General features: G+C 66.5%; 26 protein-coding genes and 1 pseudogene. 17 read left to right on the top strand and 10 right to left on the bottom strand.

What is annotated here, in order from left to right:
* Positions 1-200 precede the first annotated feature (200 nt).
* Positions 201-1316: a sensor histidine kinase gene (locus ACTMTF_RS36085; protein ID WP_441114679.1), complete on the top strand. Its 1116-nt coding sequence runs from the start codon at positions 201-203 to the stop codon at positions 1314-1316.
* Positions 1313-1975, top strand: a complete 663-nt coding sequence (locus ACTMTF_RS36080; protein WP_441114678.1) for a response regulator — start codon at positions 1313-1315, stop codon at positions 1973-1975. The genes ACTMTF_RS36085 and ACTMTF_RS36080 overlap by 4 nt, the downstream gene beginning before the upstream one ends.
* A 9-nt stretch (positions 1976-1984) precedes the next feature.
* On the opposite strand, the gene ACTMTF_RS36075 is transcribed toward ACTMTF_RS36080, so the two are convergent.
* Together ACTMTF_RS36075 and ACTMTF_RS36070 are read right to left on the bottom strand one after the other, a co-directional pair.
* Positions 1985-2497, bottom strand: a complete 513-nt coding sequence (locus ACTMTF_RS36075) for a hypothetical protein (RefSeq protein ID WP_441114677.1) — start codon at positions 2495-2497, stop codon at positions 1985-1987.
* Positions 2498-2504: 7 nt separating this feature from the next.
* Positions 2505-3092, bottom strand: a complete 588-nt coding sequence (locus tag ACTMTF_RS36070) for a hypothetical protein (protein WP_441114676.1) — start codon at positions 3090-3092, stop codon at positions 2505-2507.
* Between the two features lie 581 nt (positions 3093-3673).
* On the opposite strand from ACTMTF_RS36070, the gene ACTMTF_RS36065 reads away from it, so the two are divergent.
* Positions 3674-4537, top strand: coding sequence for an NAD(P)-dependent oxidoreductase (locus ACTMTF_RS36065; RefSeq protein WP_441114675.1), 864 nt, complete (start codon positions 3674-3676; stop codon positions 4535-4537).
* Between the two features lie 278 nt (positions 4538-4815).
* On the top strand, positions 4816-5712 hold the full coding sequence (locus ACTMTF_RS36060; protein ID WP_441114674.1) for a hypothetical protein: 897 nt from the start codon (positions 4816-4818) through the stop codon (positions 5710-5712).
* A 235-nt stretch (positions 5713-5947) separates the two neighbouring features.
* Here ACTMTF_RS36060 and ACTMTF_RS36055 read toward each other — a convergent pair whose 3' ends face one another.
* The 3 genes and pseudogenes from ACTMTF_RS36055 to ACTMTF_RS36045 all read right to left on the bottom strand — a co-directional run bounded on the left by ACTMTF_RS36055 (position 5948) and on the right by ACTMTF_RS36045 (position 8713).
* The gene (locus ACTMTF_RS36055) at positions 5948-7069 is read right to left on the bottom strand and encodes a hypothetical protein (protein ID WP_441114673.1); all 1122 of its coding nucleotides are present in this window, start codon (positions 7067-7069) and stop codon (positions 5948-5950) included.
* 881 nt (positions 7070-7950) lie between these two features.
* A pseudogene (locus ACTMTF_RS36050) lies at positions 7951-8229 on the bottom strand (VOC family protein); the annotation flags it as partial.
* A gap of 82 nt (positions 8230-8311) precedes the next feature.
* The gene (locus ACTMTF_RS36045) at positions 8312-8713 is read right to left on the bottom strand and encodes a hypothetical protein (protein WP_441114672.1); all 402 of its coding nucleotides are present in this window, start codon (positions 8711-8713) and stop codon (positions 8312-8314) included.
* A 780-nt stretch (positions 8714-9493) separates the two neighbouring features.
* Here ACTMTF_RS36045 and ACTMTF_RS36040 point away from each other — a divergent pair.
* Positions 9494-9733 (top strand): hypothetical protein, encoded by a 240-nt coding sequence (locus ACTMTF_RS36040; RefSeq protein ID WP_441114671.1) that lies wholly within the window; start codon positions 9494-9496, stop codon positions 9731-9733.
* A gap of 37 nt (positions 9734-9770) precedes the next feature.
* Positions 9771-10241, top strand: coding sequence for a hypothetical protein (locus ACTMTF_RS36035; protein WP_441114670.1), 471 nt, complete (start codon positions 9771-9773; stop codon positions 10239-10241).
* Positions 10242-10482: 241 nt separating this feature from the next.
* Here the strand turns inward: ACTMTF_RS36035 and ACTMTF_RS36030 are convergent, their stop codons facing one another.
* The 3 genes from ACTMTF_RS36030 to ACTMTF_RS36020 form a co-directional block, all read right to left on the bottom strand.
* On the bottom strand, positions 10483-10791 hold the full coding sequence (locus ACTMTF_RS36030) for a hypothetical protein (protein ID WP_441114669.1): 309 nt from the start codon (positions 10789-10791) through the stop codon (positions 10483-10485).
* A gap of 133 nt (positions 10792-10924) precedes the next feature.
* Complete coding sequence (locus ACTMTF_RS36025) at positions 10925-11659, bottom strand: transposase (RefSeq protein WP_441114668.1); 735 nt, start codon at positions 11657-11659, stop codon at positions 10925-10927.
* 132 nt (positions 11660-11791) lie between these two features.
* On the bottom strand, positions 11792-12025 hold the full coding sequence (locus ACTMTF_RS36020; protein WP_441114667.1) for an IS110 family transposase: 234 nt from the start codon (positions 12023-12025) through the stop codon (positions 11792-11794).
* 1118 nt (positions 12026-13143) lie between these two features.
* Here ACTMTF_RS36020 and ACTMTF_RS36015 point away from each other — a divergent pair.
* A complete protein-coding gene (locus ACTMTF_RS36015) occupies positions 13144-14154 on the top strand; it encodes a hypothetical protein (protein WP_441114666.1) in 1011 nt (336 codons plus the stop codon).
* A gap of 117 nt (positions 14155-14271) precedes the next feature.
* On the opposite strand, the gene ACTMTF_RS36010 is transcribed toward ACTMTF_RS36015, so the two are convergent.
* Positions 14272-14688 carry a GntR family transcriptional regulator gene (locus tag ACTMTF_RS36010; RefSeq protein WP_441114665.1) on the bottom strand — a complete coding sequence of 139 codons (417 nt, stop codon included), beginning with the start codon at positions 14686-14688 and terminating at the stop codon, positions 14272-14274.
* A gap of 620 nt (positions 14689-15308) precedes the next feature.
* On the opposite strand from ACTMTF_RS36010, the gene ACTMTF_RS36005 reads away from it, so the two are divergent.
* Both ACTMTF_RS36005 and ACTMTF_RS36000 read left to right on the top strand, forming a co-directional pair.
* Positions 15309-15800: a GntR family transcriptional regulator gene (locus tag ACTMTF_RS36005; RefSeq protein ID WP_441114664.1), complete on the top strand. Its 492-nt coding sequence runs from the start codon at positions 15309-15311 to the stop codon at positions 15798-15800.
* Positions 15797-16711 (top strand): phosphotransferase enzyme family protein, encoded by a 915-nt coding sequence (locus tag ACTMTF_RS36000; RefSeq protein WP_441114663.1) that lies wholly within the window; start codon positions 15797-15799, stop codon positions 16709-16711. Before ACTMTF_RS36005 ends, ACTMTF_RS36000 begins: the two co-directional genes overlap by 4 nt.
* Before the next feature lie 4 nt (positions 16712-16715).
* On the opposite strand, the gene ACTMTF_RS35995 is transcribed toward ACTMTF_RS36000, so the two are convergent.
* Positions 16716-17936: a hypothetical protein gene (locus tag ACTMTF_RS35995; protein WP_441114662.1), complete on the bottom strand. Its 1221-nt coding sequence runs from the start codon at positions 17934-17936 to the stop codon at positions 16716-16718.
* 464 nt (positions 17937-18400) lie between these two features.
* Here ACTMTF_RS35995 and ACTMTF_RS35990 point away from each other — a divergent pair, with 464 nt between their 5' ends.
* The 8 genes from ACTMTF_RS35990 to ACTMTF_RS35955 all read left to right on the top strand — a co-directional run bounded on the left by ACTMTF_RS35990 (position 18401) and on the right by ACTMTF_RS35955 (position 23437).
* Positions 18401-18568: a hypothetical protein gene (locus ACTMTF_RS35990; RefSeq protein ID WP_441114661.1), complete on the top strand. Its 168-nt coding sequence runs from the start codon at positions 18401-18403 to the stop codon at positions 18566-18568.
* Positions 18569-18655: 87 nt separating this feature from the next.
* Positions 18656-18871, top strand: a complete 216-nt coding sequence (locus ACTMTF_RS35985; protein ID WP_441114660.1) for a hypothetical protein — start codon at positions 18656-18658, stop codon at positions 18869-18871.
* The gene (locus ACTMTF_RS35980) at positions 18868-19170 is read left to right on the top strand and encodes a WhiB family transcriptional regulator (protein ID WP_441114659.1); all 303 of its coding nucleotides are present in this window, start codon (positions 18868-18870) and stop codon (positions 19168-19170) included. Before ACTMTF_RS35985 ends, ACTMTF_RS35980 begins: the two co-directional genes overlap by 4 nt.
* Positions 19171-19348: 178 nt before the next feature.
* The gene (locus ACTMTF_RS35975) at positions 19349-19516 is read left to right on the top strand and encodes a hypothetical protein (protein WP_441114658.1); all 168 of its coding nucleotides are present in this window, start codon (positions 19349-19351) and stop codon (positions 19514-19516) included.
* Positions 19513-19734 (top strand): hypothetical protein, encoded by a 222-nt coding sequence (locus ACTMTF_RS35970; protein WP_441114657.1) that lies wholly within the window; start codon positions 19513-19515, stop codon positions 19732-19734. The genes ACTMTF_RS35975 and ACTMTF_RS35970 overlap by 4 nt, the downstream gene beginning before the upstream one ends.
* Positions 19731-20846, top strand: coding sequence for a DUF2637 domain-containing protein (locus ACTMTF_RS35965; protein WP_441114656.1), 1116 nt, complete (start codon positions 19731-19733; stop codon positions 20844-20846). Before ACTMTF_RS35970 ends, ACTMTF_RS35965 begins: the two co-directional genes overlap by 4 nt.
* Positions 20843-23065, top strand: coding sequence for a cell division protein FtsK (locus ACTMTF_RS35960; protein WP_441114655.1), 2223 nt, complete (start codon positions 20843-20845; stop codon positions 23063-23065). The genes ACTMTF_RS35965 and ACTMTF_RS35960 overlap by 4 nt, the downstream gene beginning before the upstream one ends.
* A 141-nt stretch (positions 23066-23206) precedes the next feature.
* Positions 23207-23437, top strand: coding sequence for a hypothetical protein (locus ACTMTF_RS35955; protein WP_441114654.1), 231 nt, complete (start codon positions 23207-23209; stop codon positions 23435-23437).
* Positions 23438-23464: the final 27 nt, after the last annotated feature.

Raw genomic sequence — 23464 nt, 5'->3', positions numbered from 1 at the left:
GGGTCTGGGGGACTGCACCTGAGCATGTCCGCGGACCCGTCGCCGGTCGTCCGGCGGACGTGGGTGATTCGGGCTGCCGCCGACGCCGTAGCCGGCTGCCGCGAACGCCGCATGATCCGCCGACGTACCGCGGGTGCGGTATCCGGCCCGTCATCCGTCCGCAGGATTCGCCCGCGCGGGCATCCGGCTAAGGTGCGCGCATGAGCACAGGACGGGCCTGGGTCGTCGACTGCGCGATCGCCGCATGCGTGACGGCGGTCCTGCTGGTCACCGGGCTGTCCGGGCAGAGCTCCGGCACGGACCTAGGCCCGCTCGGGTACGCGCTGCTGGCGGCGGGCGGCCTGGCGCTGGCCGCGCGCCGCCGGGCTCCGGTCCCCGTCCTGATCGTCACCGGGTTGTGCGCGGTGGGTTACCAGGCGGCCGGTTTCGACGTGCCCGCCGTCGCGTACCTGTTCGCGGTCTACGCCGCCGTACGGGCCGGGCATCGCGTCATCACGGTGGCCGCGAGCGTGACCATGCTGGCCGCCCTCCCGCTCGCGGCCCTGGCCTCGGGCCTGCACGACACGGGCGAGGCGTTCGCGCAGGCCCGAGGTGCTCTGGAGATCGCCTGGCTGGTCGCGGCCGGCGCCGCGGGCGAAGCGCTGCGGCAGGCCGAGCGGCGGGCGGAGGAGGCCGAGCGCACCCGGGAGGAGACCGCGCGCCGCCGCGCCGACGAGGAGCGGTTGCACATCGCGCGCGAACTGCACGATTCGCTCACCCATCAGATCTCGATCATCAAGGTGCAGGCCGAAGTCGCCGTCCACGTGGCCCGCAGGCGTGGCGAACAGGTCCCCGAGGCCCTGCTGGCGATTCAGGCGGCCGGGCGCGAGGCGACCCGGGAGCTGCGCGCCACCCTGCAGGCGCTGCGCGACGACGACACGACTCCGCCACGCGGGCTCGACCACGTCCCCGAACTGGTGGAACGCGCGCGTGCCATCGGCTTGGACGCGACGCTGACGATCGAGGGCCAGACACACGACGTGCCGGCCGCGGTGGGCCGGACCGTCTACCGGATCGTTCAGGAGTCGCTCACCAACGTCGCCCGGCATGCCGCCGCCGCTACCGCGTCCGTCCGGATCGACTGCCGACCGGACGCCCTCGCGATCCGCGTCGACGACGACGGCAAGGCCGGCCCGGACACCGCCCCGGTGCCCGGCGTCGGGCTGCTCGGGATGCGCGAACGCGTCACCGCACTCGGCGGCCGCCTGCGCGCGGAGCCGCGCGACGAGGGCGGCTTCACCGTCCAGGCCGAACTCCCCGTGGACCGGACGTCGTGATCCGGGTCCTGCTGGTCGACGACCAGCCGCTCATCCGCAGCGGATTCCGCGCGCTTCTCGACCTTGAGGACGACATCGAGGTGGTGGCCGAGGCCGGCGACGGGCTGCAGGGCGTGGCGCTGGCCAGGAAACATCTGCCTGACGTCGCGCTCGTCGACATCCAAATGCCGGTCGTCGACGGCATCGAGGCGACCCGGCGCATCGCGGCCGACCCGGCCCTGGCCGCCGTTCACGTCGTCATCCTGACCAACTACGGCTTCGACGAATACGTCTTCAACGCCCTGCGCGCCGGCGCGGCCGGATTCCTGGTCAAGGACATCGTGCCCGAAGACCTCCTGCACGCCGTACGCGTCGCCGCGCGCGGTGACGCGCTGCTCGCCCCGTCGATCACCCGCAAACTCATCAACAGGTACGTCACCCAGCCGCTCACCATGGGCACCGGCAGGGGCCTGGAAGAGCTGACCAACCGCGAACGCGAGACCGTCGCCCTGGTCGCCCAGGGCCTGTCCAACGACCAGATCGCGGCCCGGATGCTGATCAGCCCGATGACCGCGAAGACCCACGTCAACCGGGCCATGGCCAAGCTGCATGCCCGTGACCGCGCCCAGCTGGTGATCCTGGCGTACGAATCCGGTCTGGTCGTGCCGCGTAGCTCCTGATATCGCCGTTCAGCGAGTGACGCGAAGGGCCCACTCGACCGTGTCCGGGGCCTGGACGCGTACCGTCAGGGTCTTTCGCTCGCCGAGGTCGAGGCGGTTCATGATGGGGCTGATCACGTCGTCGAGGCAGGTGAAGGGCATGTTGATGCCCGGCTCCAGGATGATCTCCGCCTTGCCCTGTCCACGGCACTTGAACAGGACCCACAGTTCGTCCTTGCCGGGTGGGACATCCCCGACGACCATGGACCCTTTCCTCGGCCCCGCCTTGAGGACGGTCTTCGTGCCGGCGTCCATGCCCGGCAGGCGGAGTCGTGAAGGTTCGGGTGATGGCGTGGCCACCGTGGTCTCGGCAGGGGTCTCGGTGGGGGTCTGGGTGGGGACCACGGTGGGAGGCTCCGTCGGGGCGGCCGACGAGGTGGCGCCTCGCGGCTCCGTGACCGGGTCGGCCGGTGGCCCGGCCGTGCAGGCCACCGTTAAGAGGCCGGTGGAAATCAGGAGAAGCGCCACCCGTCGGATTGTCATGTTGAGATCACCTTTGCTTGACGTACCAGCCGACGCGCCACGGAGTCCACGCGGTCACTTTTCTCGGCTTCTGGGGGCAGACGTGGTAGCTGCCCTTGGTCTTCTTTCGCCAGACGCCGTACGTGGCGGTGGTCGTTCTGCGGGCCGGCGTCGGGACCGCGATGCTGTTGCCCAACGAGGCCGTCAGGCTGGCGGACAGGTTGACGCCCGTGGCCACCTCGGCGCCCGCGACGAGCCTGTCCACCTTCAGGCTGCCGGAGACGTTCCAGGCGATCGAGATGGTTCCCGAGACGGTGGCGCTGAAGGTCGATGTCGCGGTGCGGGAAGTCCCGTTGTGATTGGACTGTGTCGGGCCCACCGCCTTGTGGCTGTTGCTGTAACTGGAGACCCGGTAGGAGACGTTTCCCGGCCGGCAGGCCATGGTCACCAGGGGAGGGGTGACTTTGGCGCGGAAAGTCTCCGTCTCGTTCTCGTAGCCGATGACGATGTCTGGATTATCGGGAATGGGCTGAGGGTCGTCGGCGAAGGCCGGAGTCGCGCCCAGCGCCGTGAGTGGCGCCATGAGCACGGATGCGCAGAGCGTGCGTTTCAGCAACATTGCAGGTAGGCTCCCTTTGCATCGAAGGGTGCTCCACGGACGGGGATCGTTGGTCGCGGCACCCGTCCGTGCAGCTCATGGATCTTCTTCCCGGCTCTGCCGGGCGTTGACCGACAGTTACTCACGCTGATGAATGGCAAGCAACCTCTTGTGCTGTGCCGTCTCGTGTGCTTCAGTGCTCGCGGGCTTCATTCCAGCTACATTTCGTCTACACGCGCCAGCTCAGCGGCCCGATCAACAGGCGTTTGCAGAGTTATCAACTGCCGCCCTCGCAGGGTTATGGGCGTACTTTTATCGGCCATTCATAACAAAAGCCCACAGTGTTGCCGGGATTAATAGGAAGCATCCGGTTTCCGGCAAAGCTGTCATTCGGCTTCGGTCGGCGCCCTTCTTGAGGCAGACCGTCAGGTCCGGATCGGCGATGTGCCGCGCGCCGGCCGTGGTCAGTACACCTAACCCAGGGCTGTTCCTGCCCTTGACCGGGAACGGCCCTTCGGTGCTGCTCACTGCCGCTGGGTACGCCCAGAGCGGGCCGCGTACCTGGCCCTTTGATGTGAACGATCAGGAAGGAGCATCGCATGGCACGAGTGTCTTTCGCCGGTCTCGGCAACATGGGGAAGAGCATGGTCCGCCGCCTGCTCGCGGAGGGACACGGCGTCACGGTCTGGAACCGGTCTCCCGCGGCCGTCGACGAACTCGTCGCGCTGGGCGCCGAGCGCGCCGCGTCCGTCGCCGACCTGTTCGCCGCCGGGCCGGTGCTGTCGATGCTGGCCGACGACGCTGCCGTCGCCGCCGTCTTCGACGACGCGGTGCTCGCCGCGGCGGGCCGGGACGGCATCCACGTCAGCATGTCGACGATCTCCGTCGACGCCGGCCGCGTCATGGCCGAGCGGCACGAGGCCGCCGGCATCGGCTATCTGGCCGTCCCGGTGCTGGGGCGCCCGTCCGCCGCGGAGGCGGGACAGCTGAACCTGCTCGCCGCCGGTGACAGCGGGGTGATCGAGTCCCTGGAGCCGGTGTTCTCGACGCTCGGCCGGCGTACCTGGAGGGTTGGCGAACCGCCGTGGCAGGCCAACATCGTGAAGATCACCATGAACCTGCTGATCATCCACGCGCTGGAGGCGATGGCCGAGGGCTTCACCCTGGCGGAACGGCACGGAATCGACCCGCACCAGCTGCACGAGCTCATCACGGAGACCCTGCTGACGGGGCCGGTGTACGAGGGCTATGGCAAGGCGATCGTGGACCGTGAGTATCTGCCGGCCGGTTTCCGCACCGTCCTGGGCGACAAGGACCTCAATCTGGCCGCGGCCGCCGCCGACAAGATCGGACTGGAACTGCCCACCATGCCCGCCCTGCAGCGGACGTTCCAGACCGCGATCGACCAGGGCATGGCCGACCGCGACTGGGCGTCGATCGCGGAAGTGGTGCGTAGAGGATGAACGGCGCGTCCACGGCGAAACAGGTTCAATGGGCTGAAACCGTTCCAAGACCTGTTCATCGGCGGCGCATGGGTGGCGACTACGGCGAGCACACGCAGGGGCGGTAGGGCTGACCTCCCTGTGACAAGGGGGTGTGCGGCAATGTGGCCGCGGCCGGCGACCGGGAGTCTGGGCCATAGCTCCGGTCGTTTCCAGGAGGTTCCGTGTCCAGTGTTCTTGGTGCGTCGGGTCGCCGAGTGATGGGGTGGCATCGACCGCTGATGCTGATGGTCGCCTCGATGCTGCTTCTGCTGGTCGTCTCGGCGGTCGGGCTCGTGCTCGACGACCGGGTGCTTCTCGGCGCCCCCGTCTGGCTCAAGCCGTTCAAGTTCGCGGTGTCGATGGCCGTCTACGGAACCACCCTCGCCTGGATGCTGTCTCTGCCTCACCGAGGAAGGAAGTGGACCTCCGGCCTGGCCACCGTCTTCGCCGTCACCGGGTTCGTCGACACCGTCATCGTCGCGATCCAGGCAGCCCGCGGCACCTTCAGCCATTTCAACAAGTCCACCGCTGCGGCCGAGAAGATCATGCTGGTCATCTTCGGCAATGCCGTGCTCTGCATCGTGCTGGCCAACCTCGCGCTCGCCATCATCCTGGCCTGCCAGCGGGTCCACGCCGACCGTGCGATGAGCCGGGCGATCCACACAGGCCTGGCCCTGGCCGTCGCCGGCATGGCCCTGGGCTTCCTCATCCCCATACAGGGGAAGGCGGAGACAGCGCTGACCACCAGCGGTGAGAGGGTAGTCCTGAGCAGCGGTCACAGCGTGGGCGTACCCGACGGCGGCCCCGGCCTCCCGCTGACGCAGTGGAGCACCACCGGCGGCGACCTGAGGATCCCCCATTTCGTCGGCCTGCACGGCTTGCAGGTCATGCTGATCGCCGCCCTGCTCCTGGCCGCGCTGGCTGCTCGCTATCCCCTCTTACGTGACGACCGGACCCGCGCTCGCCTGATCGACGTGGCAGCCGCGGGCTACACCGGCCTGATCGCCCTGGTCACCTGGCAGGCCCTGCGCGCCCAGCCCTTGATCCACCCCGACGCCCTGACTCTGACCGCCGCCGCTCTCCTGGCGTCCCTCACCACCCTGGCCGCGGCCGCGGTCATGGCAGCGGCCAGGCGGGTCTCGGCCACCGGTTAGAGCCTGCTGTCGAAAGGCTTTGGCGCCGCCCGAACGGCCGCCTGGTGGACTCGTGCTCTTACAACTCCACCCGGCGTCCACGCGGTCTCCCGCACCTGACTGGGTGATCATGAGCTGAACGCCGGGAGGAGAGGAGATCACGCGGGCGAACTCCCCTCCTCCCATGACGTTGTCGGCGACGCACGGCTCTCGACGGAGTCGCCTCGAGGGAGCCGCAGCCTACGACCTCATGTCCTCACTCGAGGAAGACGGCGTTGAACGAGCCGTTGGCCGGGGTGCCGTCCACGGTGAAGCAGGCGACGTAGAGGCCGCTGCCCGGCATGTAGTCCGGCGTCCAGAACATCACCTTGCAGTAGTTCGAGAATCCGTCGCCGCCCGGCCCGTACGCGACGGCCTGGACGTGACCGCCGTCCAGAGGCATGTTGGGCGTGGCGAGCCGGTAGATCCCCGGCGCCAACCTGGTGGCGGTATTGGTGGCCCCGGTGGAGTTGAACCGGTGCGTGGGGGCGTACGGGGTGACCGCGTCGATCTGGTTGGGAAGGGCGTACGCCGCCGGCAACGTGTCGGTGAAACCGGCGTTCCTGCTGTAGGAAAAAGTGAAAGCGGTGTCCGTCATGGCTCCGTTGAGGTTCGTGCAGAAGATGGCCACGACCATGGCGTCGGAGTCCTGCGACGGCCCTTGCGAGTGGGCCTTGCACCGGCCGGCGGTGGTGTTCTGCGCGGTCACCTGGAGGTAGCCCACGACGTCCTTCATGCCGGGCAGATGGACACTGTAGTAGCCGGGGCCCACCCGATTCACCGTGTTGGTGGCCCCCGTGGAGTTGAACTGGTGCGCCGGGCTGGGCGTGTAGGTGGTTGCGCTGGGCTGGTCCGCCCAGACGTAGGCGATGTGGCGCTGCGCGCTCGCCAGGTTGACGAAGGAGGCGGTGAACATCGAGTCCGCGAACACCCCGCCGGGGTCGAAGCATTGCACGCGGACCAGCTGGGCGGTCTCGGAGGGGACCCAGTCCTGCACGGTGCAGGTGGTCGCGTCGAAACCCACACTGGTCACATGGGCGATCCCCCCGTTGAGCCCGAGATTGGGCATGGTGACGCTGTATCGCCCTACGTCGGTGCGGGTCACGGTGTTGGTGGCGTTCGTGGAGTTGGCGCTGTAGGCGGCGGCGGGAGTGTAGGAGGACGCTGTGGGCTGGTCTGCCCAGACGTAGGCGTATCCGGTGGTTGCAGTCCGGGCCCAGGCGGGTGACCCGATAACCGGGACGATGGCGCAGACCAGTAGAGCCGCCGCGAGAACGGACCACCAGCTCCTTTGTGGAGCGTTTCCTGATCTCCGCCGTACGGCTGTCGGTAATCGCATTTATCCTCCCTCTATTAGGCGTTCCGGTGTTGCTCCGCATCGGTTCGGATATTCGCTCAATTGCTTTAACGGTGAGTTACGAAAACGCGCGCGCCGACGCCGTTCGACAATCCATCAGGAGTGTGGACGAGGGGAAGGAGAGCCGTCAATAGCCATCGATAATGTCTTGCTCTACCTCCTTCCGGAAATGCTATTTTTTGCGGTGCCCGATTCCGTATGACCGTGGCTGGTGTGCTGGTCATCTCGCATACCTGATGCCGTTTATGGGCGCGGTGCGCATCGCGCGGGAACAGGTGAACGTCAGCGCCCTGCCGGCGCCGTGGGCGACCGCGTCCAGGTGGCGCGGCGGTCTAAGCCGTGACTCGCCCGCGTCGTAACTGCAGGCTGCCGCCCCGACGATCTCGGCCGCCCTGACCGTCCGGGAGTACCGCACACGTACTGAGGCCCAGTCCACAAGCGGACGGAGTCCCAGATCACCTGGTCGCCCTCAGCGGTGACGTCGAAAGCGAAGAACGCGCAGCAGGCCTTTTCTCGTGCGATCAATGCACAACACAGATCATCTGTTAGGACCTCTTCAGGAGAGCTCGAGCTGAATAGGTTCCAGTACGCCTAGGAACAAGGGATGTGTAGCGGTCGTTCGGTGCGTGCCGCCCCTGAGTCGATGATCGTTGGTGATCCACCGTTTGACTGCTGTTTCGCTTGGTCAGAACGACACTGCGGTGGAAGAGCCGCGAGATGCTTCCGCTCTCCAGGGTGCGGGCGCCCTGCTGGTGTTCGTGTCGCGGTGGACGCCTCAACCTCGACGCTGCGCCCGGGGCTGCGCGAGGCGCACGTGGAGACGCCCGTTCGCGGCGGTGAGAAGCTCTGCGTCAGCCCCGTCCGAGGACACAGAACTCGTTGCCCTCCGGGTCGGCCAGAACCGTCCACGGGACGTCGCTCTGGCCCACATCGGCCGGCGTCGCACCGAGCTCCCTCAGGCGCGCGACCAACTCCGCCTGATGTGCGGCAGAGGTGGTGGCGAGATCGAGGTGCACGCGGTACTTCACCGTTTCAGGGTCCGGGACGGTGACGACGTCGATGTAGAAGCCGGCGGGGTCCGGCCAGGCGAAGCCCTCAGGCTCGAGGTTGCCCGACCTCGGCGTGGGCAACTGAGCTCTCACGCTTGTGTACCGGCCGGGTCGAGATCAAGGAGTGCCACGGGGTCCGGAGGGGACCCCGTGGCGTGCTGGAGTTTGGGGGGCATCAGGCGGCGTCGAGGGCCTCGGTGACTTTACGAGCCATCTCGGTCATGGTGGGGCTGGGCTCGCCCTTCTGGGACTGAACGGCGGCGTCGACGGCGACGGTGACAGTGCGGCGGAAGTTGCCGGCCTCTTCTGGAGCCTGCTGCTTGAGCAGGGTGATGGAGGCGGTCAGGGCAGGCAGCACCCGGTCGGCCAGCGCGGCGGTGGTCTTGCCGGTCAGGCCCTTGGGGGCCTTGGCGAGGACGTGGCCGGCCAGGCCGGTGGCGGAGGTCAGGGCGATGGAGCCGCCGGTGGCGGCCCTGTGGGCCGAGCCGGCGGCGCCGGCGGCCGACATCAGCCAGACGGCGCCCCAGCCGCCGATGCGGAGGGTGAGCTGGTCCTGGTCGGAGAGGGTGATGGCCATGATGGGGGTGCTCCTTAGCGTTTCGGTGGAACGGGCAGGCGCTGCGCCGTTCATGGCCTTTACGATCGCCGACCGCTCTGATACCGGGCCGTCGCCGGGCTGACGCGACCGCTGACACGGCTCCACAAGTGGCTCAGGGCCGCTTGCTTTTGCTGATCAAGTTAGTGACGCCGATCTGGGTGCCACCTCCCGCTGCCCACGATGCGGGCGGCCGGCTCCACCACATCGGTGCCGGACGAACCCACGCGCCCGAACCCAATTCATCCTGCACGTCCGGGTCGAGGCGGGGGATCTGCTGGCCGGTTCGTGGCTGCGTACCAGCACCGGTACGTACGTGCAGGTGAGCGCCGTCTCCAAGAGCTCCAACAGCGGTCAGCGTGTCTACAATCTCGATGTCGCCGGCCCCCCACCTACCACGTAGCCGTCGGAGGCGCCGACGCACTCGTCCACAAGGACGATCTTCGCGGCATCGGCAACCTCGCCCATGGCAAGATGCTGTACCACACCATCGACACGCCTCAAGGCAAGATCGAGATGTTGGCGACGGTAACTATCGACAATGGGCGTCGGACATCGCGATCTTTGGCATGACGAGTGAAATGGCACGTGGATCGCTCGGATCGGGAGACGCGGCCCTCTTACTCCGTGAAGTACGCAAGGTCCTCCATCCGGCGCTGGGCGCTCAGGGATTCAAGTCCCTGCCAATTCGCGGAGTACGCGTCACGGGCCCGGTCGGATCTCGAATTCAAGGTGTCGGGCGCAGACAGCTAGGCGAAGAGAATGCTCTCCAAGGAACAGCATGCCGAATTCCTCGCGAACGCGAAGAAGGAATTGGAGGCGGGCGTCGATGTCAACGTGCTGATCGGGTCCATGAGAAGGAACGGGTTTACGCCGGTCGATTGCATCCGCGCGGTCATTGACTTGCTGGGCTGCTCGCTGGCGGAAGCGACGGAGAAGGTCGCCTCCAGCCCGGCGTGGTCCGACCTGCACAGACGGGCCGGGGGCGGGACCGCGTCCTGATCCTGGCTGCGTCGCATCGCCGACCGGGTTGACGACGATGGTGACGATTTCCGAGAATCGTCACCCCTCCTCGTCCCACGACGCGTTCCTCGCCGGTCTTCCGGGCGACGACTGCCGCAGGGCCCTCTACACCCTCGAGATCAGGTCGCTGACTGCGGATTCGGGCTCTGATGCCAGATCCGCTTTCACCTCCTTCTTCTCGTGGATTCCCGAAGCCGCTCCAGAAGACACCAGTGACCTGTATTACAGCGGCAGCGACGGAACCGCCATGGGGAATTACGACCCGCAGTTCACCCCTACGGGGATCATGACGAGCAAGGTCGATCAGGTCGCCGACTATTTCATGGGCGACATTTCTGACCATGCCGCGGTGTCCTACCAGGCATTGACGGAAGCGGCCCGCCTTATCTTCAGGCCGACCGATGCGGAGAAGGCGGAGGATGAGGAGAGGATCATTCAGACGAGGCGCAGGAAGGAGGGACCTGGACCTGACGATACGCTTCGTTGAAGACCCAGGCGGGAGGCTGTTCCTCTGCCGGGGCATTGGGTTCGGCCACCAGCGGCCGCGGCGGCTCTCATACCCGTGCTCGACATGTTCCTGGCGGGCCGAGCCCCCGGACAATTGTGATCTGAACTCGGGGCTTGTTCGGCTGGCAGGGCGGGTCGTGCTGTCCACCCGCTCCTCCAGTCCGCTGGACCTAGGAGTCAGCGCCCGAGAACCTGCCGCTCACGATTGCCTGCTAGCAGGATCATGTGTCGTTGTTGCACCCCTTCAGCGCCACCACGTAACGCGCTAACTCTTCCGTCGTGACGCTTTCCTCCCCCATGGGAGGCGGCCCCTCCATTACCTTCACGTCGCTGTAGGGAGAGAACGTCGGGGTGATCTCAGGGGCGGGCTGCCGCACTGTCGCTGGCGCATTCTCAGCGATCCAGGCATCTATCAACTTGTCCGTATATGACACCGACATCAGGCAGGATACGCCGACTGGTGCTGCTGCCGGAATCGTCGGAAGTGCAGCCAGACCCACGCCGATCAGGACTGCGATACGCCACCCCACAGCCGCCTCCCGATCGCTTCGATCAGCGACCTAGCGTGCCCTACTTAGATCACAGACAGAACAAGGAGGGCCGGGTCACCCATGGGTGACCCGGCCCTCATGGCATGTCTCGCCGCCCGCAGCAGCGACGAGGTCACATGCGGGACTCAGGGTCCGCCAGCGACTCCAGCAGATGTGCCACCATCAGGCGTTCAGCGCGTATGGCCTCGGCCAGTTCGGCGTGGCCGGTCCACCGGGAAACGACTTTTGAATGTGGGAGGCGACGCCCACGAGCTCGGGGCCCGCGATGGAGCCCCCAGGGTCTGCGGCGGGAAAGGAAGGGTTCGCTGTAGGGCTGGCGGGTGGTCAGGCAGTGGAACAGGCAGCTGCGGAAGCGATTGTAGAGGTTGCGCAGTGCGGCTGAATGTCGATCATCGTGTTCTTTGCGTCGGTCGTAGTGAACGCGGGCGCCGGGTGAGGCGGTCAGGCGGCGGTTCTTGACCCGGCGGTGGACGACGGCCCGGCTGCGTCCGCTGGCGCGGGTGATCGGGGCGGCTCCAGCGTAGGCCTTGAGGGCGCGGGCGTCGGCGAAGCGGGTGCGGTCATCGCCGATCTCGGCAACCAGCCGGGCCGCCGTGAGCTCGCCCAGGCCGGGGAAGCTGGTGACGATGTCGTGGTCGGGGTGGTCGCGGAAGGCTGTGACGGTGGCCTGGTGCAGGTCGGCTGCGGCTTGGCAGGCGGCATCGAGAACGACCATCAACGCCAGTGCCTGCCGGCCCATCGCCTCCTCGATCGGGGTTGGCTGGCGCAGTTGGTGGCCGTGGAAGCCGGCGTGTAGACGTTCGGCCCAGGTCCGCAGGTGGTAGATGCGGCCGCAGATCTTCAGCACGGCCCCCAGCTCCGCGATGCTGAGCCAGCACGCCGAGGCGTGGGTGGGGGCGATTGTGAGTACAGCGCGGGCTTCACGGCAGGTGATGCCGCCTTCCTGGTCGGCGAACAGTGTCAGGAAGGCCGGGTAGTACTACCGCAATAGCGAGCGCAGCTCGTTGCCGACGCGGTGGATGCGCCGGACGGCGTCCTGGTGGCCGCGCGCCAGCACCGCGATGGCCTGAGCCTGATGGCTGTCGGCGGGCAGCGGCCGGTGCAACGCCATGTCGGTGCGCAGGATGTTGGTCAGGACGACGGCGTCTTGCCGGTCGGACTTCTTGCGGGAGACCGTGTGCCGGTCCCGATAGCGCGAGGCGCTGAGTGACACGGCTGCATGCGGGCACCGTCGGCTGCCTATCAAGGTACACAAAGCAAAGACCTGCGGCCAAGAAACCGCAGGTCAGCGTACGAAAGCCTGGTGGAGATGAGTGCCCCCGGCAGGATTCGAACCTGCGGCACCCGCTTTAGGAGTCAGATGAGCATGAAGCGCTCCTCGTGTTGCTGACCAGGGGTGTTGGCGTTACGTCGAGCGACGAGCCAGGGCTCGCGGGAAGGTATTGGGAACGATCAAGTACGAGATGACGGGTACGTGACAGCACCATGGGTGTGGTTGATCAACGACGAGGCCCCTTCCTGGGGCGGCCTCCCACAGTACGAGGAAGGTCGTCATCTGTCGTCGCAGGGCGCCAGCCTTTGGGATCGACGCCCCACCGTTCGACGGTCACCTGCAGGCGGATGATCTGCCTTGCTAGTTCTCTACGCTTGTTGGCTCTTCCCTGAGTTTCTAGCCGCTTGGTTGCCTGGAGTTCCTCGAACCATGTCGTTGGTAACAGAGCCATCTGTGCGGCGAGCCAGTGCTGGAAATCGGCATGTGGGGCCTTCTTGACGCGAGCAAGTAGGGGAGCCGCAGCCCCTGCAACAACCTCTAACGCTGGCACCACGACTTCGGGGTTGGCCTCACTTGTCGCATGGCAGAGGTTGCGTAGCCCGGTAGATAGTTGGGCTGTCTGATCTCGCCTTCTCTCGTCCAACCGGGCTTCTCGCTCTCGGCGTGTTAGCCACCAAGCAACGGTTGCTGCGCCGAGAACGCCGAGGAAGGCTCCTCCGAAGTCATTGAAAATGATGTCCTTCCATAGGTCGAATGGCTCGGCTGGAACTTGGACATGGATCACGGGTGCCGGCGGTGTCACTGCCACAGTCTCCGTAACTGTGACGGTCGGTTGAGGGGCGGGAGTCGCGACCACACGTACATCGTCCGAAAGATCAAGATAGTTAGCAAGCTTGCGTCTTGAGGGAAGCCTGTTGTATGGCGCAAGGGGCATATGTTTCATTGTGGATGGGATGTGTGTGAAGTCCGTTCCAGTTGGGGCGGTTGGGGCGGCGAGTGAGATCGCCTCTAGCAGTGCATGTGAGTACATGCCAGAGTGAAGTATGCCTCCTGCGCGATTGAAGCCTCTTACCGATGATCTTCCGGAGGAAGTGCGGCTACTGGCGATCTATCTTAGGGAGCGTTTCGCGGAGGTGGAAGATTCCATACGTAACTATGCTGGGCTATCTGGCACAGATGCAAAAATGATTCGCCGCTACTTGTATGGGGAAAAGATCCCTCCTTCGGGTTTTGTTACGAAGCTGCTCACACATGCGGCGGAGAAGCAAGGCAGAGCTCTAGGGCTAGACGAAGTGAGGGCGGCTCAAAACGTAAGGCTTGAGGCGTTCCGGGCTGTGGAGCACGCTCGTTTGAAGGTAGAGGAAATTCAGGCCCAGGCAGAAATCGCCGAAGCTCAGAAGACGGAGATCGACGAACGCATTCAAAATGTGGTCGATCTAATGGAAGCTCTCGATGACGAAATGGGACTTGTGAAAGGGGAGACCCGTGCGCTAGAAAGTTCGTGGTCAAAGAGAGCCATAAGGGCTGCTCCTCGGACTGAACTCGTTCGTTTCGAAGTCGACAGAAAAGCACTCGTTCGCACGGAGGAGGACATCAGGGAAGAGATTGATCGCCTGAGGGCCAACTTGGAAGAAGCAGAAGCGGCCAAGGAAGTCGCAGAACAGAGATGCCAGGAGCTCGAGGGCGCGCTCGTAGAGGCGCAGCGAGTGTATGTCCTGGTAGCTGATATGGTAGGCAGGCCGGATCTCAACTTGCCGCAAAGCATAGCTGCCTACGTAGATAATCGTAGGCTGCGATGGGGAGGCATAGTTGGAATGTGCATTGGGCCACTGATTCTGTATGCCTGGCCTGCGTACTTGGGCCTGATGTTTCAGATGGTTTCGGCAAATAGTGTGCCGCTGCGTATCGCCACTCTGGTAGGGCTTGTCATTCCCGTGTGGTTTGCCTTCGGGGTCAGACGTCTTGAGCGAGCCGGACTGCCGCGTCCGATTCATCTGATCTGGGCTGTGGTGGCAACGGCAATTATCTTCTTCGTATTTACGCTGCTGCCGTACCGCATATTGTTCTAGACGGCCATGGGCGACCCTGCGTACTTTGATGCTGCTGGTGTGGCCTGAAGCATCGGATATCGTTCTGCGGCAGGTTATTTCCGTCTTGGGGCGTGTAGTAGCGCAGTTGGGCGGGCTTTAGTGCTCTTCTACCGCCCAGACGAGTATTGTTCGATCGGCTGGCAGGACTTGGTTGCGTTTACCTGGCTGTTTGACGACGAATACGGGCACGCCTTCGGGAATGTGGAACTCCTTGCGCTCGTCGGGTGACGGCATGCGAGCCGTGACCTCTGCCGCGCGCTCTACGGCAACCCGCTCAATAGGCACCTGTGGACGGACGTAGGTGCCTTCACGCTTCACGGTGACGACCAGTCCCTCGCTGCGCAGCACCCCGAGCGCCTGCCGTACGGCGACCCTGCCAAGTTCGTACTGCTGCATCAGCCGAGTCTCTGAAGGGAGTGCTTGACCAGGCTTCAGCCGGCCCGCTGCGATGTCCGCGCGGATGATGTCGGCGAGCTGGCGGTGCACCGGTCGATCGGAACCGAAGTCGATCACAGCAGATCATCATCACAACCTCACTACCTCATGTGCTCTGGTAGGCATATGCTCATAAGCGATTACGTGCAGGAACGTTGCCACATCGCTAGGCAGGAGGGCAGGTCAATGGCCGAAGCGGCAGACCGGGAGAGGGAGGAGTGGCCATGTCCTGGATTCACTGCTCATCCCTCCGACCAGGCCGGACCTCCGAAGGTCTCTCTTACCTGGGATCACGAGGACCGCTCGACGCACCATCGCTCAGAGCGGCAGCGAGTCCTCGCCTACACGTGCGCCTGCTCCGAGACCTCGTATGAGCTGCTGAGCATCGGAGGCAAGTATCACTTCCGGCGCATACGCAGGAGCACGCCCAAGGTCGTCGCCTACGCCGGTCCATGGCAGCGCGCCATAGCTGAGGAGATGTGGCGCCTGCTCCTCAAGGGCGAGGCGCGCTGATGGTGTCGCCTCGCATGCAAACTATTCGGTTACGAGGACTGCAGAAGCCACAGTCTCATCGCCTCCGGCCCCGGGCCGGCGGCCGAACGAGCGTCAGATATCGCCGCTCATCTAGGTTGCGCACGTCACCGCTCATGAGCGCTCGTCTTAGCCTTGAGTCCGTTGTTGCTCGGCAAGGGAGCCTCATGACTCGCGGCAAAGCTCAGCCCACTTACGCCACCTTGGCAGACGACCTCCGTCAGCGGATCGCTGCCGGCGAGTATCCGCCAGGCGGGATGATCCCGTCAGAGACGGCTCTGATGCAGACGTACGGCGTCGCTCGCGGCACCGTACGTCAGGCGCTCGTGAAGTTGGAACAAGAGGGCCTGGTCGTCAGCCAGATGGGCCGCGGTCGCAGAGTGCAGGGGCAGGCCGCAGCGGATGCGAAGCCGGCCACCCGCTACGAGGACGTGGCCAACCAGCTTCGCGCCGCCATCGAGGCCGGCGAGTTCCCTCCCGATGTGCGCTTGCCTGGTGAACCTGTCCTCGCCGAGAGGTTCGGTACGGCGCGCATCACGGTACGCAAGGCCCTGGAAGTGCTTCAGCAGGAGGGCCTGATCACCGTCATCCCCAGCAAGGGCCGTTTCGTGGCCACCAGTTCGCCACCGAGCAACACGAGCAGAAGGGCTGATCCATGACCGAGACCCCCACCACGCAAGGCTTCCGCCAGCAGGACGCGCACCGAGCGCTTGTCGCAGCCTGCGAGTATGCCGGGCTGGAGAGCCGCGCGGCCGTGCCGATACGGATAGGGGAGAACGCGCTGTACCGGCTCGTGTCGGATCCGGTGGTGGTGCGGATCGCGCGGAGTGCGGATCGCCTGTCCGATGTCCAGAAGGAGGTGGGGGTCGCCAGGTGGCTGGAAGAAGCCGACTTTCCAAGTGTGCGCCTGTTCCCGGACTGCCCCCAGGCGATCGTCCGTGACGGTCGCGTGGTGACGTTCTGGCTGTACACGGACAGCGGTGGGCCGGTTCCTGGGTTCGCCGACATGGCGGCCATGCTCAGGCAGTTGCACGACGTCCCGAAGCCCATGGACCTGCTGCTGCCGCTGTTCGACCCGCTGGCCCGCGTGGAGGATCGCTTGAACAGCGCCTCCAGTGTCGCGGACGAGGACATCGAGTTCCTGCGTCAGCGGGTCAAGGACCTCTACGCCGAGTACAGCGCCCTCGACTTCGCTCTGCCCGCCGGCCACATCCACGGAGATGGGCACAAGAGCAACCTCCTCCGCCGTACGGATGGGCGTGTGATCCTGCTCGATTTCGAGGCGTTCGCCTGGGGGCCGCGTGAGTGGGATCTCTGCACGGGGATCGGCATCCCGTTCAGAGGATTCCGGTGGGTCGCGCCGGATGAATACGCACAGGCTGTGGACGCGTACGGCTTCGATGTCACCGAGTGGCCAGGTTTCCACACCCTGCGCAGGATCCGAGAGACCACGATGACCACGTGGCTCATGCAGAACGTGGATCACGGTCCGAAGATCCGCGCGGAGTTCGATCGGCGTGTGGCGTCGCTGCGGCACGACGTTCTCCCGCGCGTCTGGAGTCCGTTCTGAGCGGCTACCGCGTCGCACTCGCCTCTGAGCCTGCTCGGGCGAGCCGTGTCTCAGTGAACGACCGAAACTCGCGCACCCTTGGATCGTTCCCGAAGCGCGCGAGCTGCTTGACGAAGTCCCGCATGTAGCGCCGCGTCCTGGCCGATCGCAGGTCGGCCACCGTGGTCACGACCTCGCGCGCTATGGCGAGCCCGTGCTCCAACTCGCCGCCGGCCACGTGGCTCGTGGCCAGGATGGTCCGCACAAAAGACAGGCTGCGGACGTACAGGCTTTCGGAGAGCTGCACGCTCTCCAGGACCCTGTCGCGGGCCCGGTGGTGATGGCCGAGGTCGCGGAAGCAGTGAGCGAACTCCGCCGCCATTTCGGCTTCGTCGAAGTACCGCAGCCACACCGGATCGTCCTCGGGTGCCCGTCGCTCGAACCAGCGCTCGGCCTCCCCGAGCGCTCGACTGCATGCGGCTTCGTCACCCTGGGAAGCCAGGGCCCGCGCCTCCATGGCGCTGAACAGCGCCATGGCCGTAGGCGTGGCCGCACCCATGGCGCCCATCTGGGCGGCCCGCGCGAGGTTGACCGCCATGCCGTAGTGGCCCAGGTAGTTGGCCTGGTGGCTCATGCCGGCCAGGATGCGGCCGCCAAGCATTCGGTTGTCGGCCTCGCGCGCCAGGTGAAGGGCCTTCGTCATGTACTGCTGGGCCAGGCCGTGCAGACCGGTGTCGTACGCCATCCAAGCCGCCAGGCGCAGCATGGCAGCCGTCTCGGAGAGGAACTGCTTGCCGAGTGCGGTGTCCGGCCTGACGTACTTGAGAAGTGGCTCCACCTCCATGGCGATGTACTGGACCACGGTGGATCGGGCGTGACCGCCGCCGAACCGGTAGTCCAGCTTCGCGAACATCGCCGTCGTCTCGCGTACGGCCTCGACGCCCGAAGCGGTGACCAGTCGTCCCTCTGACGTCAGTTTCGGGATCGGTACGGGGTTCACCAGCCATGTGACCATGGAGTCGTTCCAGGAGTCCGCCGAGACGTCGCTCTCGACCACCTGAGGATTGGCCGAGAGGTCGCCTGATACGAGCGCCGTCACCCCGCCGGCCAGGCAGTCGGCCTGTTGCTGCTTGCGCGAGTTAGGGGCGAACGGCGTCGCTTCGGCGTACATCATGCCGATGTCGCGGACGCTCACCCGCTCACCGAGCTTGCGGCTCAGGGCCTCAGCGATGAAGTGCGGAGTCAATCCGCGGGGGTGCATTCCGTCTAGCCAGCGTTTCACCGACACGTGATCGCAGCGAACGTCCGCGCCGTGGCTCGCGGCTACGTCCTGTACGCGCCGGGCGAGTGCCTTGTTGGAGCATGTGGCTCTCGTCATGACCGCTGCGAGCTGGTGATTCGGCTCTTGGAGCTTCATGTGACTCCCGGCGCGCAAACGGGTCTGTGACCCTAGGTGATCAAGATGTCGCCGACAGTTTGCACCCCCTCCCGGCCGCCGTGCACCCCCAACCGCTCAATTGCACCGTCTTTTGAACGCTGCCGTACCCCCTGACCTGCGCGGTTTTCTGGTGCCACGAACACGGCGACTCCCGAAAGGAGCTTGACGGAGCCGCCAAGCCTGTTCTATACCTGTACAGGACAGGTTCTCGCGAGAGAGCCGGTCCACCAGGAGAGACAGGCCCCATGACGACCAGAAGGGATCACCACCCCATGCCTGCTCTCCGACCCCGTCGCTTCCTGCCCACGGTGCTGATGATCCTCGTGGCCTTCTTCGTGGTCACTCAGCCGCACAAGGCCGCGGTCACCGTCAACACCGCCGTGGACGCCGTACAGAAGATCACCCAAGCCCTGACCACGTTCAGCAACGGTCTCGGCTGACCCGCCAACCAGAACAAGCCGGGGTGCGGCCCAAAGTCGCCAAACCTGATCCGCGCCCCGGCACCCCTTAGAAGAGGTGTCTTTATCATGACCCACGGGTCCAGCAACACCCAGTCCAGCCACGACCTCGGCCTGCCCGCACGCCCGGTGACGTGGACGTCCGTGCAGTGGCTCTGCCTCGTCTGCGGTGGGGCCGAGGAGATCGCCCCGGAGGAGGAGGCTCCCACTCCGCCGATCTGCCCGGCCTGCCACCAGCTCGCTGTCGCCGAGGCCGTCTCCACCCTGCGGGCGGTGCGGCGATGAACGAGCCGTCCGCCGTTGTCCTGAGCGACCAGACGCTGTCCGATCTCCGCGATGATCTGCTCAACGCCAACCCGGCCTGTGAGAGCGGCGACGCCGGCCTCTTTACCGGCCCTGACCTGTTCGAGCACGAGCCGGACGACGAACGGGCGGCACGCGAGGCGAAGGCCAAAGTCGTGTGCCGTGGCTGCCCTGCTCGCGCCGCATGCCTGGCCTACGCCCTGGCGGTGTTGCCCGAGGCCGGCGTCTGGGCGGGCCTGACCGCAGGCGAACTGCACGACATGCGGGAGGTGGCCGCCTGATGGCCCGCTTCCAGTGCTCCGACTGTGGCAAGCGTTCGCGCAGCGCGTTCCGGTGCCGTGGTTGTGGCGTCCGCCGCCAGGTCGAAATCTGCTCGGCGCACGGCACTCGCTGCCTGTCCGACTGCCGCGTGTGCCGCATCCTCGTCCGCTCCCAGTCCGGTACCTGAAGGGAGGTCAGATGAAGATCGTCGCTCACCCATCGCCGTGGCCGTTCGCCTGCTGCCCGCGCTGTAAGGCGCGGCTCGACGGGGGCCCTGTTCAGTACTTCTGCGCCCGGTGCCGCCGCACCGTCTTCGCCGCCGAACTCGACCACGAGACCCACGCCCCGCTCAGGAGGACCGCATGATCGCCGTACTGCTCTACCTGGTGGTGTTCGCCGCCGGGTTCCTCGCCTGCGACCTGGTGCGGATCGCCCAAGAGCGCTTCCGCATCCGTCAGGCCGTACGCCTCTCCGTCGGTGCCGCCGGCTCACCGGACATGGTGCTCCGCATCTGGTCCAGCCGCCGCGCGAACTGGTGCGACCGTCCCGGCTGCCCGCGATGCTGGGGACGGTGGGGCCGATGACCGCCGCCATCTACGGACCCCGTCCCCTGACCGAAGGGGAGCAGACCGCCGTCTCAGTCACCGCTGCTGCGGTGGCGGGCCTCGGCCTGCTCGGCTTCGTCATCAGCTTCGCCACGGTGGCGAAGGCCGCCGAACCATCCTTCGGTTGGTTCGCCTGGATCGTTCCACTCGGTATCGACCTCGGCATCGCCGTCTTCTCGGCGCTCGATATCGTCCTGGCCCGGCTCGGCATGCGCCTTCGCCTCCTCCGGGTGGTGCCCTGGTCACTGACGGCCGCCACGGTCTATCTGAACGTGGCCAGCGAGGACACCCTGTTCGGGATCGTCGCTCACGCGATGCTTCCCGGTCTGTGGGTGGTGGCGGTGGAGGTCGGCGCGTACGCCATCCGCAAGCGCGCGGACCTGACCAAGCCCGACCGCATGGAGTCCATCCGGCTCTCCCGGTGGCTGCTGGCCCTCCCGTCCACCTTCGCCCTGTGGCGCCGGATGGTGCTGTGGGAGATCCGTTCCTACCCGAACGCTCTTGGCCGCGAGCGTGACCGCATTCTCGCCCGTACCGATCTGCAGGACCGGTACGGCTGGCTGTGGCGCTTCAAGGCCACGCGCCGCGAACGAGCGCTCTACCGGCTCGGCGAGTTGGCTCCTGACCGCGTCCAGCTCGCACCGCCGCCCGAGCGCCCCGCTCTGCTGCCGGCACCCAAGCGCAGAGCTACGAAGAGGCCCGCTCAACGACCCCGCGTCGACGTGGACGACCTGATGCCGCTCGGCTGGCGGATCGTCGCCGACCACAAGACACGCAACGTCCCGCTGACCCGCGACCGGCTCCGCGACGCCATCAGGCAGACCGGCCAGTCCGTCTCCACCGACCGCGCCGGAGCGCTCCTGGCCCGCCTGCGGACGGAAGCACCACCGGACCGGACCGCGACCACCGGGCCGACCGCCATCACCGAGACGGACGGACCGCAGGACGCGACCGCGGACGAACAACCGGACGAAGCGCGATCCGACCGCGCACTGTCGCACGAGCAGGGCACGGCCTCCACTCCGCCAAGAACAGTGGCCGCGCCCCGCCACCCCGCTACCGCCAAGGCACACGAGGTGTACTCATCATGACCCACGACCCCCACGAGCCCGACCGCCGTCCGGCGCTCGGACGAGAACTCGACGGCTTCGACTGGACCGAGCGCGCCCAGGAGGAGGGCAGCGACGCCGAAGTCGTACCGCTCGACTCCCGCCGTCGCGCCCGCCAGGGCGACGAGCCCACGGACCTGGATGACGACTACTTTGACCGCGAGACCATCGCCGCCGAGGAGAAGGTCATCGGTCCGCCGGTCGATCCGCCCGACGAGGACGCCGTACCGGTCACCACCGGCACCGCGCGCCGCCGCGCGCCCATCATCCCGGCGTGGCTGCGCACGTGGCAGTCCGTCCGCGCGATGGTCGCCTGGCAGGCCCGCGATGTCGCGTACGTCCTCGGCTACCACGCCGTGCGCTCACCGAAGTACCTGGCCAAGGCGCTCTGGTACGCGATCCCCGGCGTCTTCAAGTCCATCGGCCGGCTGCTGCTCTGGGCGACGGCGGAAGAGGGCAACTGGGCGCTGCGTCAGCACGCCGCCGACCGCAACGATGCCGAGACCTGGCTCAAGCTCGACAGGCAGCGCCAACGCCAGTCCCGCTGGCGCTGGTCGGTCGTGCTGGTGCTGGCCATCGTCGCCCTCGTTGGTCTGCTGGCCTTCCTGGTCGCCGACGTCCCCGTCTGGGTCCGGTTCGGCGCGCTCGTGCTGGCCGTCCCGCTGCTGGCCCGTGCTGGACGTCCGACCGACAGGCCGATCACCGACCGCGTGAGCGAGGCCCCTCGCTATCGCAAACTCACTGCTGAGCTGGTGCGCCGGGCGTTGCTGTCCTGCGGCATCTCCGGCATCACGCAGGCCGTGGGCAAGGACCCGAACGCCATCAGCTTCCCGCAGGAGATCCACCGCGACGGTCCCGGCCACCTGGCCATCATCGACCTGCCGTTCGGTGTGGAGGCCGCCGAGGTAGTGGCCCGCCGAGGCCGCCTCGCCTCGGCCATGCGGCTCCCACTGGACCAGGTCTGGCCGGAACCGGCCGCCGGCCACCCAGGACGCCTCGCGTTGTGGGTCGGGTACGAGCCCGCCTCGCAGATGAAGCAGCCGCCCTGGCCGCTGCTGCGCGACGGCCAGGTGGACGTGTTCAAGCCGTTCCCGTTCGCTACGACCCCGCGCATGGAGACCGTCAACGCCGAGCTGGTGTTCCGTAACTGGCTCGTCGGCGGACAGCCCGGCTCCGGCAAGACGTTCGGGCTCAGGCTCGCGGTCCTGGCCGCTGCCCTCGACCCGCGCGCCGAGCTACGCATCTACGAACTGAAGGGAGTAGGTGACTTCAAGGTCCTGGAACCGGTCTGCACCGAGTACGGCAACGGCTTCGATGACGAGACGATCGCCCGCTGCGCCGCGATGTTCGCCTGGCTGTACAAGGAGTGCGAACGCCGCTCCAAGCGCATCGCCCATTACCACGCCCTCGGCAAGGCCCCGGAGAACAAGGTCACGCCTGAGCTGGCCTCGCTCAAAGGCTCTGGACTGCACCCGCTGATCGTGGCCGTGGACGAGATCCAAGAGCTCTTCCTGCACCCGCAGTACGGCAAGGAAGCCGGAGAGATCTGCGAGAAGGTCATCAAGCTCGGCCGTGCCCTGGGCGTGATCCTGCTCCTGGGCACGCAGATCCCGGACAAAGACAGCCTGCCGACCGGCATCACCCGCAATGTCAACACCCGCTACTGCATGAGCGTCGCCGACCAGACCGCGAACGACATGATCCTCGGCACCTCCATGTACAAGCAGGGCTACCGCGCCACGGTGTTCCAGCCGGTGGTGGAAGCCGGATGGGGCATCCTGGCCGGCCTCGGCAAGCCCGCCGCCCGCCGCTCGTACTACCTCGACACCAACGACGCCGACAAGGTCATCGCCCGCGCCAAGCGGCTCCGCGGCCTGGCCGGAACCCTGCCCGAGCCTGGCACCCAGGCCCGCGAGGACGCGCCCGTCTTCGACGTCCTGGCCGACCTCGCCGAGGTCTGGCCCGCAGGGGAGAACGCGGCATGGAACGAGACCCTGTGCAACCGCCTGGCCGAACTACGGCCCGACGTCTACACCGGCTGGAAGTCCGAACAGCTCACCAGCGCACTCAAGCCGCACGGCCTGCGCGTTAGCGACATCGGCCGCCGCATCGACGGCAAGCCCGTCACCCGGCGCGGTATCCGCCTGGACGACCTCACCGAGACCATCGCCGAACGTAACCGTCAGAAGCGCTCCGGCTGACCCGTCACAGGGTGCTAGCGATAGCAGCCGACCCTGCTATCGCTAGCACCCCCGCTAGCACCAGAAACAAGCCCTGGCCAGGCCGTTAGCGCGCTAGCGGCCTTAATCGACCACGCCCGGAATCCAGCCCAGGAGGCTGTTGTGCACCCTGCCCTGCTCGTCGCTATCGCCACGATCATCGGAACTCTCTGTTACGCCTCGCAGTGCTACGCGAGCCCGTTCGGACGCTGCCGCAAGTGCCAGGGAAAGGGCCGCATCCCGCATCGTCGGGGCACCCGATACTGCCGCCGCTGCGACGCCACCGGCCTGCGCCTGCGCCTCGGTCGTCACGCCTGGAACTACGTCCGCCGCCTGCACCACGACGGCCGCTGACCAAGAACGGCCCCGGCGCACAGTCAC

It is taken from the genome of Nonomuraea sp. ZG12 (assembly GCF_052068115.1).
Taxonomy (GTDB): Bacteria; Actinomycetota; Actinomycetes; order Streptosporangiales; family Streptosporangiaceae; genus Nonomuraea.
Note: the sequence above shows the minus strand (reverse complement) of the source record. Positions and strands in the feature narration are given on the sequence as shown.

What these genes read in the sequence shown, in the direction of transcription:
- ACTMTF_RS36085 (WP_441114679.1), top strand. Translation starts at nt 201, where the DNA reads ATGAGCACAGGACGGGCCTGGGTCGTCGACTGCGCGATCGCCGCATGC.
- ACTMTF_RS36075 (WP_441114677.1), bottom strand. Translation starts at nt 2,497, where the DNA reads ATGACAATCCGACGGGTGGCGCTTCTCCTGATTTCCACCGGCCTCTTA.
- ACTMTF_RS36065 (WP_441114675.1), top strand. Translation starts at nt 3,674, where the DNA reads ATGGCACGAGTGTCTTTCGCCGGTCTCGGCAACATGGGGAAGAGCATG.
- ACTMTF_RS36060 (WP_441114674.1), top strand. Translation starts at nt 4,816, where the DNA reads ATGCTGCTTCTGCTGGTCGTCTCGGCGGTCGGGCTCGTGCTCGACGAC.
- ACTMTF_RS36055 (WP_441114673.1), bottom strand. Translation starts at nt 7,069, where the DNA reads ATGCGATTACCGACAGCCGTACGGCGGAGATCAGGAAACGCTCCACAA.
- ACTMTF_RS36045 (WP_441114672.1), bottom strand. Translation starts at nt 8,713, where the DNA reads ATGGCCATCACCCTCTCCGACCAGGACCAGCTCACCCTCCGCATCGGC.
- ACTMTF_RS36040 (WP_441114671.1), top strand. Translation starts at nt 9,494, where the DNA reads ATGCTCTCCAAGGAACAGCATGCCGAATTCCTCGCGAACGCGAAGAAG.
- ACTMTF_RS36035 (WP_441114670.1), top strand. Translation starts at nt 9,771, where the DNA reads ATGGTGACGATTTCCGAGAATCGTCACCCCTCCTCGTCCCACGACGCG.
- ACTMTF_RS36005 (WP_441114664.1), top strand. Translation starts at nt 15,309, where the DNA reads ATGACTCGCGGCAAAGCTCAGCCCACTTACGCCACCTTGGCAGACGAC.
- ACTMTF_RS36000 (WP_441114663.1), top strand. Translation starts at nt 15,797, where the DNA reads ATGACCGAGACCCCCACCACGCAAGGCTTCCGCCAGCAGGACGCGCAC.
- ACTMTF_RS35990 (WP_441114661.1), top strand. Translation starts at nt 18,401, where the DNA reads ATGCCTGCTCTCCGACCCCGTCGCTTCCTGCCCACGGTGCTGATGATC.
- ACTMTF_RS35985 (WP_441114660.1), top strand. Translation starts at nt 18,656, where the DNA reads ATGACCCACGGGTCCAGCAACACCCAGTCCAGCCACGACCTCGGCCTG.
- ACTMTF_RS35980 (WP_441114659.1), top strand. Translation starts at nt 18,868, where the DNA reads ATGAACGAGCCGTCCGCCGTTGTCCTGAGCGACCAGACGCTGTCCGAT.
- ACTMTF_RS35975 (WP_441114658.1), top strand. Translation starts at nt 19,349, where the DNA reads ATGAAGATCGTCGCTCACCCATCGCCGTGGCCGTTCGCCTGCTGCCCG.
- ACTMTF_RS35970 (WP_441114657.1), top strand. Translation starts at nt 19,513, where the DNA reads ATGATCGCCGTACTGCTCTACCTGGTGGTGTTCGCCGCCGGGTTCCTC.
- ACTMTF_RS35965 (WP_441114656.1), top strand. Translation starts at nt 19,731, where the DNA reads ATGACCGCCGCCATCTACGGACCCCGTCCCCTGACCGAAGGGGAGCAG.
- ACTMTF_RS35960 (WP_441114655.1), top strand. Translation starts at nt 20,843, where the DNA reads ATGACCCACGACCCCCACGAGCCCGACCGCCGTCCGGCGCTCGGACGA.